10 protein-coding genes are annotated in these 13,698 nt (G+C 41.1%); all 10 read right to left on the bottom strand.

From position 1 onward, the window contains the following. Positions 1-34: 34 nt before the first annotated feature. A complete protein-coding gene (locus tag ACE3T3_RS06535; RefSeq protein WP_374665223.1) occupies positions 35-3,301 on the bottom strand; it encodes a type I restriction endonuclease subunit R in 3,267 nt (1,088 codons plus the stop codon). After that, on the bottom strand, positions 3,298-4,560 hold the full coding sequence (locus ACE3T3_RS06530; protein ID WP_374665221.1) for a restriction endonuclease subunit S: 1,263 nt from the start codon (positions 4,558-4,560) through the stop codon (positions 3,298-3,300). Before ACE3T3_RS06530 ends, ACE3T3_RS06535 begins: the two co-directional genes overlap by 4 nt. Next, positions 4,560-6,905 carry an N-6 DNA methylase gene (locus ACE3T3_RS06525; RefSeq protein ID WP_374665219.1) on the bottom strand — a complete coding sequence of 782 codons (2,346 nt, stop codon included), beginning with the start codon at positions 6,903-6,905 and terminating at the stop codon, positions 4,560-4,562. The genes ACE3T3_RS06530 and ACE3T3_RS06525 overlap by 1 nt, the downstream gene beginning before the upstream one ends. Before the next feature lie 147 nt (positions 6,906-7,052). Further along, a complete protein-coding gene (locus ACE3T3_RS06520; protein ID WP_374665217.1) occupies positions 7,053-8,228 on the bottom strand; it encodes a Fic family protein in 1,176 nt (391 codons plus the stop codon). 203 nt (positions 8,229-8,431) lie between these two features. Continuing rightward, a complete protein-coding gene (locus ACE3T3_RS06515) occupies positions 8,432-8,662 on the bottom strand; it encodes a helix-turn-helix transcriptional regulator (protein ID WP_374665215.1) in 231 nt (76 codons plus the stop codon). Positions 8,663-8,741: 79 nt separating this feature from the next. Next, positions 8,742-9,626 carry a hydrolase or metal-binding protein gene (locus ACE3T3_RS06510; RefSeq protein ID WP_374665213.1) on the bottom strand — a complete coding sequence of 295 codons (885 nt, stop codon included), beginning with the start codon at positions 9,624-9,626 and terminating at the stop codon, positions 8,742-8,744. A gap of 195 nt (positions 9,627-9,821) precedes the next feature. Continuing rightward, the gene (locus ACE3T3_RS06505) at positions 9,822-10,880 is read right to left on the bottom strand and encodes a YqaJ viral recombinase family protein (RefSeq protein ID WP_374665211.1); all 1,059 of its coding nucleotides are present in this window, start codon (positions 10,878-10,880) and stop codon (positions 9,822-9,824) included. A gap of 185 nt (positions 10,881-11,065) precedes the next feature. Beyond that, the gene (locus ACE3T3_RS06500; protein WP_374665209.1) at positions 11,066-12,100 is read right to left on the bottom strand and encodes a DUF932 domain-containing protein; all 1,035 of its coding nucleotides are present in this window, start codon (positions 12,098-12,100) and stop codon (positions 11,066-11,068) included. Positions 12,101-12,122: 22 nt separating this feature from the next. After that, complete coding sequence (locus ACE3T3_RS06495) at positions 12,123-12,401, bottom strand: hypothetical protein (protein WP_374665207.1); 279 nt, start codon at positions 12,399-12,401, stop codon at positions 12,123-12,125. Positions 12,402-12,505: 104 nt separating this feature from the next. Then, positions 12,506-13,480 (bottom strand): inovirus-type Gp2 protein, encoded by a 975-nt coding sequence (locus ACE3T3_RS06490; RefSeq protein WP_374665205.1) that lies wholly within the window; start codon positions 13,478-13,480, stop codon positions 12,506-12,508. Positions 13,481-13,698 lie beyond the last annotated feature (218 nt).

Genomic DNA, 13,698 nt, shown 5'->3' with positions numbered 1-13,698 from the left:
TATTCACCTTTTAAATACCGCACGCTCTAATTTCCTAACGTAGCGGCATCTGCCCACGATTCGCCAACATATCAAAAATCAAATGACCAAAAATATGTGCCTTAGATGGATCTGAAAGCAATTGCATCATCTGCTCTCTATGTGCTTCATGACTGCCTAGAATGGCATCATCAATAGCACGAGGGAAATCGCCTAGCATTGCTTGCTCACGTGTGTTATTGGCAATCTGCGACATCACTCCATTATTCTCATAGACTTTGTCTGCAATGGTGTTCGCGTAATTAATCATGTCTTGATCGGTCAGCTTATCTGTCACAAAGACTTCATTTAAACGATGAATAATGCTGGATAAAAAATCTTCCTTTTTATCTTTAGCAGTCGCACTGCCGACATCATTACCTGGCTCTAGCAGATGTTCGGTACTATTAGCTTGTAGCTCAATATCAATCTGACGCAGTTTAGACAAGCGATAGTGACTCATCTCAATATTACTTAAATCAATTTCATCATTTAAGATGATATTTTCACGCAGCATCGGTCTTAGGTTACGCGCAAACAGACTCAGCTTCTCCAGCTCCTTATCATCATAATCCACGATTTGTGACATGAACTCATAAAAGCGGGTAAACGTCCCTAAATCCTTTTTAAAGATTTCCAGTTCATCTTTGGCTTTTTTGGCTTCAGTAAAATCTTTTTCTGCATTACCCACCAACACCGCATCACCGCTTTGTTTACAGCGTTCCAGCATGTCTTTGGTTTTACTGTATGCAGCAATCGCCGTGTTATAGCGCTGCTGCCAACGCTCAATGGCAGGCTTACAGATATTTGCCAGTACTGCATTGGATTTATTACGACTAAAGAATGCCGTGGCAAATTGCTCAACTTCCGACCATAAAAAGATACCATTGCTTTTGAGTTTGTTAAATAGCTCAAAGACTTTATCTGGATCGGTCACATCAGCCAGTTCAGCAGTTTGATAATAGGGTTGAAAAGACTCTAAAATTTCATCAGGTTCATTAAAGAAATCTAACACGAAAGTGCCTGACTCAGCTTTACCCGGATAAGTTCGGTTTAAACGAGACAAGGTTTGTACGCACTCTACCCCGCCGAGTTTTTTATCCACGTACATGGCACAGAGTTTCGGTTGGTCAAAGCCAGTTTGGAACTTGTTGGCGACCAACATCACCTGATAGTCATCACTGTCAAATGCCTTACGCATTTCACGCCCTTTTAAATTCGGGTTCATGTTGTGTTCAGTAAATTTTTGCCCGACTAATGCACTACTATTGGGATCGGAATCGTTAAACTCAACTTCACCCGAGAATGCCACCATGGCTTGAATCGACTGATAACCTTGTTCAGTTACATATTTATCAAAGGCCAGTTTATAACGCACAGCTTCTTTACGTGAACTGGTTACGACCATGGCTTTGGCTTGCCCCCCCAATAAGCCCATCACATTCTTTTTAAAATGCTCAATGATCACTTTTACTTTTTGTGAAATATTGTGGTCATGTAAACGTACCCATTGATTGACCTTGAGCTTGGCTTTTTTAGCATCTACTTCCTGATCTTTGCTTGCCAATTTTTGCGTCAGTTTATACACCACTTTATAGTTGGTGTAGTTCTTCAGCACATCTAAAATAAAACCTTCTTCAATCGCTTGGCGCATGGAATAGACATGATAGGCTTCAGGTTTATTCTGCTCTGACGGTGGAAGCAAAGGATTTGGACAACGTCCAAACAATTCTAGGGTTTTGGCTTTCGGGGTTGCGGTAAAGGCGTAATAACTAACATTCGGATTTGCGCGTCGTGCTGCCAAGGTTGCATCTAAAATATCTTCCGAGGATAGCATGACATCTTCATCGCTGCTCTCAGTCATCAAGACTTCTTTGAGTTGTCGCGCTGTTGAACCGCTTTGGGATGAATGTGCTTCGTCGGCAATAACCGCATAACGTCTTTCTTTGAGTGCGGTACTGTTTTCAATAGCTTTAAGGACAAAGGGAAATGTCTGGATGGTGACAATAATAATCGGTTGAGATTTTTCCAGTGACGTTGCCAGTTTCTCTGACTTGGAGCCATCGCCTTCTTTATTGTTTATTCGTCCCACTACGCCATCGGCATGTTCAAACTGATAAATCGTATCTTGTAGCTGGGCATCTAGGATGGTGCGATCCGTTACCACAATTACAGAATCAAACTGTTTATTGCCATGTTCATCGTACAAGGTAGACAGCTGATGCGCTGTCCATGCAATCGAATTGGATTTACCTGAACCGGCACTGTGCTGGATCAGGTATTTATGCCCTGTGCCATTCTCTTTCGCATCTTGAACCAGTTTGGTCACCACATTCCACTGATGGTAACGTGGAAAGATAAGGCTTTCTTTTTTGTATTTACGCCCTTCTGCATCTTCTTTGTCTTCAATATTCAAGTGAACAAAACGTCCAAGAATATTCAGCAAATTATCAGGCGTTAAAACTTCATTCCATAAATAGTCTGTGGCATAGCGGGTTTGGTCTTCAGGTGCATCATTGCCTGCACCACCGTCATGCGTACCTTTATTAAAGGGTAAGAAAAAGGTGCTATCGCCTGCCAGATGTGTAGTCATATAGACTTCATACTGACTCACGGCAAAATGTACCAATGCACCACGTTTAAAGGTCAGTAGTGGTTCAGGCTTGTTGGTATCAGGGTCTTTCGGCAAGCGCGTTTTTTTATATTGGGTAATCGCATTTTGTACAGTTTGCTTAAATTCAGATTTAAGCTCTAGCGTAGAGACTGGTAAGCCATTAATAAACAGTACCAGATCGATGCGCCATTTTTTGGCTTGCACACCGGTACTTTCTAATTCTGCTTTTGTCGCGTATGGACTATAGACCAACTCCGGCACTACACGGCAAATGTTCTGTTCATAACGTGCCAAGGTCTCGGCATTGAGATGATGCTCAGGTTTAAACTGGCACAGTTTAAAACGGGCATTACGGATTTTCAGTCCATGACGCAACACGCCCAAGGTGCCGTAACTACGTGAAGCTTGATCGGTGGCATTGATGTCGGCTTTTTTGAGTTGTACCACCAAGGCATCAATAAATTTTTGTTCTGAGTCGACAGGATAGTTCTGGCAAAACTTGTTCCATTCTTCAGGCTGCGTCGTTTGTACAAAGTTTAGAACGTCTGCGCGATACAGTGCATTTTCACGGTCGTAGTGTTTGGCTGTACCCAATACCCAACCGTTGGCTTGCATGTGCTGAATCATGTCGTTTTGGAAATTATTTTCCCGAGTAGCATCTAAACTCATGCGCTAAACTCCATTTTAGCCTCAGTTGGGTTTTGCCAGTTGCGTACGTCGATCTTTCCTGTGACGGCTGCGGAAATAAGTGCTGTGCGGCGTTCTTGCATCAATTGAATGGCTTTATTAGCACGAATCATTAAAGCACTATTTTTAGCTATATAATTTTTAAGATATTCAACAATTCTTTGTTGTTCATCTTTAGAAGGAATGACAAATCCTAAATTGAGAAGATCCTCTTGAGTCATACTTGGTAGAGCTGTATTTGTTGACAGTTTATCAAATGGAAACCCTAATGATTGATAATAAATATATTCAGGAATAAACTTCGGATCTATTTCACTGTAAAACATGGTATCTACAGTCCAAAACTTACCTTGAACTAATAATGGTTTATCAATCGTACCTTTTCGCCCAAAAAGCAGAGAAATTCCATCATATAGAAATGCTGAACTTCGCTTAAAAACTCCTCCTGAGCCATAAACAGGATATCCACCATCTTCTACTTCTACAGTTTTATAATCCCGTCCATTTTTAATACTTAAAACATTTTTTAATCTTCCAACCTCCCAATGCTCAGGCACTTGCCTTAACCACTCCACACTAGAATCTTTCATCGGAACATCAGAATTTAATCCCTTAGTCACAGCATGGCCAATCACTGCTTGACGTTTTTCTTTTAACAATTGAATCAACTGCTGTTGTTTTTCAATCAGGCTGTCAATTTGTGTTATTTCATGGTCGAGAAAATCAACTATCTTATTTTGTTCTTCAAAGGTTGGGAAAGGCATGGAAATTCGACCAAGCTCATCAAAATATAGTCGTAAACGCATTTCCATAATTCCTCTAGACCAACGCTTAAATTCCATATTTGCAATTTTGGTTCTAAATAAATAATGGTAGAACTTAGGATTTAATTTCTTAGTTGGACGCAAAATATCGTAAGCAGGACTAGTTACACCGTCATATTCTGAATAACCTACTGCACCCATCCATGCCAATAACTTATTAATTACAATGTCACCTTTTTTAACGAGCCAATAACCATCTGTCGTTGTAGCTTTATTACCTTTTTGTTCAAGTTCTTTTCTTGGTTTAACACCAATTTCCGTATATACAGATAATAATTCATGATTATTATTATCTGGTGCTGGCTCCGTTATCAATCTAAAGAAGCGTTTAGTTGGTTGAATATCCCAATGTGAAGGTATTTCACCTAGCCATTCTCCTGAGTCCTTATATTCCGCATATTTCTGATACTTCATCATTATGAACGCACCTCTTGAAGAAGCTTCATAATCTCAGAACTGACCGCATCCAAATCCGCATCAATCTGTTTTAAATCACGCGGCGGTTGATAAACATAAAAATGACGGTTAAACGGAATCTCATAACCCACTATGCCAATCTCGCCATCTTTATCATCACGCTTATCGGCATTCATCCACGCGTCCGGCACATGCGGTTGCACTTCGCGTTTAAAATAAGACTCGATTAAATCGGTGGTGTCTACATTTGGATTCAATGCAATATTTTCCGCATCACGCAAATCACCATCCTGTACAAACTCAACCACTTTGCCTTTATAGCTAAACTGACCATAAAGCGGGTTTTCAGCACCTTTTACCACTTTACCAATCACGGGTTCCGCTTCAGGGTTTTTCCAGCTAATCGCATCGAGGAATTGTTTTTTCTCTTTGCTGTCGAGCTTGATGGCAAACTGAGCATCAAGGGCTTTAAAGGCCTGCTTTAAGCTTTCATCAAACTGGTTAAAGTCGTCACTTTGCGCCGTGCCAATGTGCTCTTGTAAGGCTTGAGCCTTTTGCATCAGTTCTTTTTGGAATAACCAGATTTTGCTATCCAGTACATCTTTAATGTCTTTTTCTTTAAGCTCGGGATATTCAGCTTTAATCAAGGCACGCACTTCAAGCGCAACCTCAGATAAATCACCATAGCTTTGCTCTGTAGCTGCATCGGTCCATGCCGCACCAAACTGCTCATAAATGCTTTGCATCACCGCATTAAATGGCTTCGGTGCAAAACGTAAAGAAGCAATCGCCTCACTCGTAATCTGTGCCGATAAACGCAATGGACGTTCAATGGTCACGCGGCGATAACCGAACTCATAGCTGTTAAAAATTTTACTGGCAAAGGTTTTGGCAGGCTCACTTTTAGGATTAGCAGACTGGCGACCACGATTAGACTTAACTTCTGCTGGTTTATCCAGTGTGCGGGCGTCCATCACTTCGAAGTCACCAAAGCTGCGGATAATGGTCTTGATATCGTCTTCGCTCATCTCATTACGTTTAGAGCCGAGAGACTTACGCATTTTGCTGTACAGATTACTCCCATCAATCAGCTGTACTTTTCCTTTACGCTCAGCATCTTTCTTGTTACTGAGTACCCAGATATAGGTGGCAATTCCGGTGTTATAGAACATGTCATTCGGTAAAGCGATAATCGCTTCAAGCAAGTCAGCTTCTAGAATATAACGACGGATTTCACTTTCACCACTGCCTGCGCTACCGGTAAACAACGGTGAACCATTCAAGATAATTCCGATTCGGCTACCTTGATCATTCGCTTGATCACGATTACGCATTTTACTAATCAAGTGCATCAGGAACAGTAAAGAACCATCCGATACACGTGGCAAGCCGGCACCAAAACGCCCATCAAAGCCTTTGACCTGATGCTCATCCTTAATATCTTGTTCAATCTTTTTCCAGTCCACACCAAAAGGTGGATTGGAAAGCATATAATCAAATTTATCCTGTGAGAGTTGGTCATTGGATAAAGTATTGCCGAGTTTGATTCGGCTAACATCCTGACCTTTAATCAGCATGTCTGCTTTACAGATAGCATAAGACTCAGGATTTAGCTCCTGACCAAAAGACCGCATCACAGCTTTAGGATTTAGCTCTAGTACGTATTCCATACCTGAAGATAGGAAACCGCCTGTACCCGCCGTTGGGTCATATATAGTACGGATAATGCCATCTTTACTTAAAGCTTCATCATCTTCCATAAAGACCAGTGATGTGGTTAAGCGCACGATGTCACGAGGGGTAAAGTGCTCCCCTGCAGTTTCGTTCGAACCTTCAGCAAAACGACGGATCAACTCTTCAAAGACCAAGCCCATTTCATGATTAGAAACAGCTTCAGGACTGAGATCAGTCGTGGCAAACATCTTGACGACTTTATAGAGTAAGTTGGCATCATCGAGTAAACCGACAAATTCATCAAATTTAAAATGCTCAAAAATCTCACGTGCATCTTTAGAAAAACTTTGCACATAGGTTTTGAGATTGGCTTTAATATCGGTTTGACCCATCTTGCCCAAATCCATAGGCGAGGTATTAAAGAATGCCAATTCATTAGTGACACGTAATAAGAACTTTTCTTGCGCTTCTTCAGGTAAGTTAAGTGGCTGAATTCTTTCATGCTCTGCCACAACCGCAGCTTTACTTTCCGCAAGGACACACTCTAGGCGGCGCAATAAAGTAAACGGTAAAATGACACGTCCATATTGCGATTGTTTAAAGTCACCACGAAGTAAATCTGCAACCGACCAAATGAAGGCTGCAATTTGAGAAAAGTTATTATTCGACATCAGCAATTTCCAAAGCGTGAAAGCTATAGCATTTTTAAATTAGCTTGATTGTGCCTGAAATAAGTATAGATTTTCTATAGATAAAAAAAATAACGTCAGCACATGTCGTGCTAACGTTATTGGTCGTTTATTCATTATGCTTTTTAGCTATTGAAATAGATAAGGAAACAAAACCTCAACAGCATGTGGTGATAAGCGAACTTGCAAAGGCCGTTTAGGTGGAGCAAAGATCAAATGATCTTTAGCCATTTCCGTAATGATATCCCTCAGTTTCCGTTCACTCACTTGCAACTTATCTTGCAACTCTTTACGCGTATGCGGGCCATTGTATAAAAGCGTTTTATAAATATCTTTCGCTTCCAATGGCAGTTTTTTTAATGGTTTGCCTTTACTGTCAAACAAACCACCATTAAAGCGTAATTGGAAATAAACATTGATTCTTTCTTCCAGTTTATAAGGCTCTAAAAGACTGGTGAAGTAAGTCATTTGATCAATTGCGACATCCACAAAATATTCAGTAAAACTTACTAAACCCGCATCAGATAGGATTCCACGGCCATCTTCTCCGCCTTGTCGTGGCCTATCAGCAATCGATAGGTAACGATAGTATTGTTCACTCGATCGAGCAAAACCCCGAGACATTGACCATAATCCATAACTTTTCAAACCAATGGCTCGCATAAAGCAATCAGTAAATAAACGTGTTACCCGTCCATTGCCATCCAAAAATGGATGAATCCAAGCAAGGCGATGATGCGATGCGGCCATAGCATAGTACTTACTTAAGCCATGCAAATATTCAATTTTATAAGCACTCGCAAACCAACTCATGTAGGTAGGCACTAAATCTGGTTTTGGAGGTCTGTGCTGTCCTACAACAACATCCGTAACCCTATATTCGCCTGGTTCAATTTCATAAATCTTAGCGTTATCGCTAGATGAAACTAAAAGCTCATCAGGGGTACATTCAGCATAGAAAGCTTTATGGATTGCTTTTATAAAGTCTTGCTTCGCTACATCTTCCTGAGGGTTATTCTCAAAATTAAGCTTCACTTGAACTTCAATATGACGCTTAATTTCCAAAAGCCCTTTTGATTTATGCTCTGTTGAATCATCTACTAATGCAATCAATTCACTTGGCTTAGTCGGGTTACCTTCGATTTTATTACTGTAATACGAGTTCACTACTCGAAGTAAGCCTTCTACCGACTCACGAATAGTGACAGGCACAGTAGCATCCAACTGCGCATCCAAACGAGCTATTTCTAATAATTTCTCTTCAAGCTCAGGTGAGTACACACGTGCTATAGGGGTAATATCCACTTTAACCACCTTAACAAAACAACTGAAATCATTATAGGTTATTTTTGCCGAAATAAAAAAAATATAAATTTTTTAATATCAATAATATAAGTTATTTTAACAAAAAAAATTGCCGCTATTTATACCGATATACTCAAAGATAATTTACTACCATTTAAGTGTAGCAATCCATTTAAAAAACAAGGGAGCCGAAGCTCCCATTTTTACTCACGACTTTCCAACTTGTCTTCAATCCACTGATGCACTTCCCAAGCTGACCAGCCGATACGTGATTCACTTAAACGTACAGGTCGAGGAAAAGTAGGATCGTAGTATTTTGATTTTTCATTAATCATTTCATAGATCTTAGCTCGACTAATACTTGTAAATTGGATGACATCTTTAATATTAACGATTTGATTCATTTGAAAAGTTTGACCAACAAATGCGTTCATGATGTTTACTCCTATCTCATGATTTTGAGCAACTCGCTCATGAGATACGGCAATCTCGTAAGGTTTTACTCTGTGCCATTTAGTTCAAAACCGTCACTGATCCTTTCAATCCCTGCTGGATATTAAACGCAGTCTGAGCCTCCTCAATCTGCTGCCCCTCAACAGGCTGATAAAACTCCTCGACCACATCCAAGCCTTCCTCCATATCGACCTCCATCTTCCCATTTGCAAAGCCCTGCTTTGCCGTAAAATCAACTGCCTCCTGATAAAATCCTGCCTGCTTACTCTGCTCATCAATCTGCTTCGCCTGAATAATGGCCTCATTCAGACTGATCCCATCCCTTAAAGTTAAATCCACGTAGTACACGGGTTGGCGATAGCTCTGTGTTGTGCTCTTACCTCGTAATGTCAGTTGTAACGGTAAACACGAAAGCAGACCATTCGACGCAGCATGGTAATAACTCAGCCGAGCTGCCAAAGTCCGAATGCTATTAAAACCCGTTGTTCTAAAAATGAATGTACCGAATTCATCCGATTCATCTAAGTTCACATGCAAACGTCCGTATGGCTTGCAATGCCCTCCTTGAGCCAATGGACAAAGATCAGGTGAAGGACAAGGATGCTGTTCTACACCTTGACTGGTGAGTCGCTGACAGGTTTGACCATCCCCCATACAAACAGGTCGCCCCGTCTGACGATCAAACAAAGTGTACTCTGCTCTTAAGTTCAGATCAGGATCATTAAAGATCATTCTGACTGGGATCGAGCGCAGCTTTTGATTGGGTGCATTGGCTCGAAGCTGTTCATCAAGCGGATGTTTAACCCAACCTTCTTTATTTTGAATTTGTGAGGTAATGGTGAATTGATCATCTTTTTCAGGCAGACGCTTGCCATTCTTTTCCACGACTCGCCCAATGCTGATCCGCCCAAGCACTGGTGGTGTAATTGCTAGACCTTTAATCATTTTGATATTCCTATATTTAATTCCTTACATATTTGAGTGCTTCTATGTAGGCCAGAGTACGGGCCAAATAAGTTACCCAAATATTGAAAAGTTAGTTGCTGGCTGCAAAGATCGTGACCGATTTGCTCTCTACACATGATGTAGAGAGCGGGGAGCGATTTTTGTGCATTTTGGATTTGATGAAATGAAGTAGGTTTAATCAGTATAGATGTTGAAGCGACGGCTGCCCTGCTTTTGAAGTGGATAAAGCTCGATGAGTTCAGGCTGGTGCTGAAGCAATGCCTTGGTATTTAGGCTGATAGAGTCCTTGGCTTTCTTCCAGACTACAGAACCATGAGCAAAGGTGGCACGTTCAGCATCCCTCATCATCATTTGGATCTGATGCTTAAGTTCATCGAAGCGTTCTTGCTTATGCTGAATCTCTTCTTTCAGTTTTATCAGCTTATCGAACATGAGATTGGCTGTTTCATTCTGAGATAGGTCTTCAACTGTTAGCGGTATATGGACCGGATACAGTTGTTGAATCGCTTTGGCTGCCGATTCACTTGCATCGACAGATGGTGGCGTATCCTTTTCTACACACTCCCAGAAATATCGTTCTGCACTAATGATGTGTTCAATCACAGATTCAGAACGAGTCACTTTAAAGATTTTGGTTTCATGTCCACAGAGCAATACACAAACATGGGCTGCCTGTTTTCCTGTCACTGCCAATTGGTGCTGCACCTGACACAAGACATAAAGTGGTACACCATCACGCCACAGCTTAGCTCCATGCTCCCCTGCTGTTTTACATTCAAGGATCTGCACTTCTTCACTACCGACAACGGAGTAATCCAAGTTTGCCAGCATGAAATGCTTGTCAGGATCATGGTGCTGTAACACGGCATTGACTCGACGCACCTTATTATCGGTATGCATGCTGTAATACTCAGCGACTAAGGGTTCAAGCTGTTTTCCCCAATAGAGTGGCGCAACACCTGTGCTTTCATCTTCAATAGATTGAGTTTGACGACCTGTTTTGATTAGCCAGAGTTCCAGCATCGACATATAGGGGTTTAAGCCACATGCTGTTGCGGCATCACTACTGCCAATGCCTTGCTTACGGACTTCGAGCCAGTCTTGATAAGCCATATCTTTGGTATTGACTAAGCGTTTTGCAGAGCTTAGTCGCTTGGCTGTTGTCTGTGGATTCATTATGGTTTGAACATCAGCCTGCCGAGGCTGATTTGAAATCGGTGCAATTTGATTCATAGTTGTATCCTTATAAATTCCAGTTCTTGTAAAAAAGTGCATAAAATAGCCACCCCCGACACGAGGTCGGGGATGGCTATATGCATGCTTATAACGATGATTGATTGTGCTTTAAAAGTTGGGGGGTTTACGTGTGTGCTGTGATCAGCGATTGTTGCGACTTGAGGGGTTAGGTTTTAATGGGCTTAGGCTATCAAAGACAAAGCTTGTTCTAGCCCACGTTGTTTAAGACCTGCGCCAGCTCCAAACCATGCTGAGTCCAAACGATGATCTGTACTCATGGCGCGACGTTCATGATCTACAAATTCTGTGATCGAACACAGTAAGCCATAAGCCGTATCCTTGGCAGATGAAAGATCAGCCCCTCGTCCCTGACCATTAAACATGTCGAGTGCTTTGGTCATGGCTCTTCCATTTGGCTCAGTTTTGTTTTGCTGTGGTGGATTACTTGCGACCTGACGATAGAACTGAATGATATTCTCTTCAGGATCAGAAATTGACATGGTGCTGTTGTTGAACACTGCATCAAAGTAAGCCTTAGCTTCCGACTGACTGATTTTACGCTGTGAGAGCTGTTTCATTTCATACATATGTTCATCCCATGCACGAACTGAAATACCCAATTGTTGTTTAACCTTCTCTGCATCAAATTTGGTGCTATGAGGTACTTTGACCACACCCGCACTCGCTATCGCTCCTTTTAAAGCAATAGCAAGTGTGTTGTTGCAGACCACACGAATACTGGTGAATTGAGCTGTGGTTGCTAATGTACCGTCACATGCAGAAGCAAGTAGAATATAGCCATTACTGACATCCTTACCTTTTAAAGCGGTGCTTTGTCCTGTGCGTGCTAAAGCCCAGAACTTCTTACCGCCTTTCAGAACCCCTGCGGTTTCTAATTCAAAACCTGATTGCTCAGTCAGATCACGGTAGAATTCCAAAATCTCTTTCGGTTGTACTTCCTGATAACGCTGACTCACAACCGATAATGGAGCATGTGTATCTGAGCGATACAAGACACGCTGCTCTTCAAACGACATGATAATGCTCTGACCACGTTCATTCTTTGCCATATAACTGACATCGGATGATTCAATACGCCAATCCATCCCTGCTTGCTGTGCCCAAACTTCGAGTGGCTGATTTGGACCGAGTTGATTACCTAGCCCATGCCAAGGGGTTTCACCAACATAGGCGATTTGCTCAATTTGATGTGCCATTGATTTGATCTCCTATGCTGACTCAACGAAAGTTCTGCTGACATTGGTTACAATGATAGTAGGTCATGGTGACAGGCTTTTTAGGCTCATCAAACACACTACTGAATAGACCACCAATCACTGCTCCTGCAAGCCCACCAAGTAGCGGTGATACAGGCAAAGGTAGGCTCTTTGAGATGGATGCACCAATGGTTGCGAATGATGCAGATGCTGCTAAGCCTGATGAATCAGTTCCATTCACCTGTTGATTGACCACTTGAATGACCTGATCCGATAAGCAATAAGGACAATTTAAACTCATAATATACATCTCCAAAAATGACAAAGGCTCACCGATTGGCAAGCCTAGAAAGTTGAAATAACTTTGTTTTCATCTAGATAATGTATATCTGAGATTTGATTCAATTAACGCTTAGGATGCTTGCGACCACCCTCTAATCGTCGATCCCCTCTTACTCGATTAATCGTATCAGCAGTAGCACGTCGCGAAGGTCTATTAAATTTACCATGTCCAAAGGTCTGCATATTTTTGTCACGTACTCTTAGATATTGCTCCGTTTTATCAGGTGCTGTGAAATACCTGACTATTTTCAGAACATTTGCTCTCTTAGCATTGTCTCCCCGACTCACAGAACCTAGAGCATCATTACCTCTCTCTTGGTAACTTTTACGATTCTGCTTAGTATTGCAATTGTATCCTTGACCAGCCTCTCCTGTTATTTCTTTCCAAGTATCGATAATACAATCTGCAATATGGCGATCAAACTTAACACGACTACCATCATAGAAAAGTAGGAAATGAGCATGATATCCTTTTTGAGCACCTTGCTCTAAAGCATACATATAGCCCTGCAAATCACTGAAATGGCGATCTCCATCCTGTAATCGGTCCAGTAATTTTCGAATATCTTGTCTAAAGTCCGAGATATCAACGAATCTGCGCTTATTCTGTTTATAAGATAAATCAACCCGAATAACAGCTAATTTAGAGTAATGCTCCAGCAACAGTTCTGTGTATTCCATAGCCTTGCATCGATTTTTTAACTCATCCTCTTTGAAACATTGAATCTCTCGTTCATGCTGTCTTTGGAACTTTTGAAATCTTGACTTTACATCACGAAATCTTAGTTTTTTTAAAGTTGAATTCTGAATATATTGAAAGGCTTTTAATCCCCGTTCCAATTCAAACATCAGCTCAATCATGGCTCTGTTATAAGGAGAATAAATCAGATCTGAATTATATTGCTCTTGTAATTCACTAAGTAGTTCAACCAATTCAGACCAATAATCATCCCATGGTCTTTGACGTGTTAGTGTGTCTTCTACAAAGTTCTCAATTGAAGTAATGAGTGGTGAATGATTGATCTTAGTTTGTTCCATTGCTATGTACCTGTTGTTAATACATAGCTATAGGACAGATCTTTAAGAATTTACTTGTAGGATTAAATGAGCTTAGATTAGTTGATTCCTATATGATATTAGATCTATATTATTGATTAATATTAAATATAATATATTTATATAGCCTTATTTACCCACTTAGCTTCGAGCTGGTTTTTACAAGGCAGAATTGGACTTAATCCATCTACTTCCCTATA

This window comes from Acinetobacter sp. (genome assembly GCF_041919735.1).
GTDB lineage: Bacteria > Pseudomonadota > Gammaproteobacteria > Pseudomonadales > Moraxellaceae > Acinetobacter.
The sequence above is the reverse complement of the archived record's forward strand: the minus strand, read 5'-3'. Positions and strand labels throughout refer to the sequence as shown.

Bases quoted from the DNA above. Each gene is read 5' to 3' on its own strand.
- ACE3T3_RS06525 (WP_374665219.1), bottom strand. From the start codon at position 6,905: ATGTCGAATAATAACTTTTCTCAAATTGCAGCCTTCATTTGGTCGGTT.
- ACE3T3_RS06535 (WP_374665223.1), bottom strand. From the start codon at position 3,301: ATGAGTTTAGATGCTACTCGGGAAAATAATTTCCAAAACGACATGATT.
- ACE3T3_RS06490 (WP_374665205.1), bottom strand. From the start codon at position 13,480: ATGGAACAAACTAAGATCAATCATTCACCACTCATTACTTCAATTGAG.
- ACE3T3_RS06530 (WP_374665221.1), bottom strand. From the start codon at position 4,560: ATGATGAAGTATCAGAAATATGCGGAATATAAGGACTCAGGAGAATGG.
- ACE3T3_RS06495 (WP_374665207.1), bottom strand. From the start codon at position 12,401: ATGAGTTTAAATTGTCCTTATTGCTTATCGGATCAGGTCATTCAAGTG.
- ACE3T3_RS06515 (WP_374665215.1), bottom strand. From the start codon at position 8,662: ATGAACGCATTTGTTGGTCAAACTTTTCAAATGAATCAAATCGTTAAT.
- ACE3T3_RS06505 (WP_374665211.1), bottom strand. From the start codon at position 10,880: ATGAATCAAATTGCACCGATTTCAAATCAGCCTCGGCAGGCTGATGTT.
- ACE3T3_RS06500 (WP_374665209.1), bottom strand. From the start codon at position 12,100: ATGGCACATCAAATTGAGCAAATCGCCTATGTTGGTGAAACCCCTTGG.
- ACE3T3_RS06510 (WP_374665213.1), bottom strand. From the start codon at position 9,626: ATGATTAAAGGTCTAGCAATTACACCACCAGTGCTTGGGCGGATCAGC.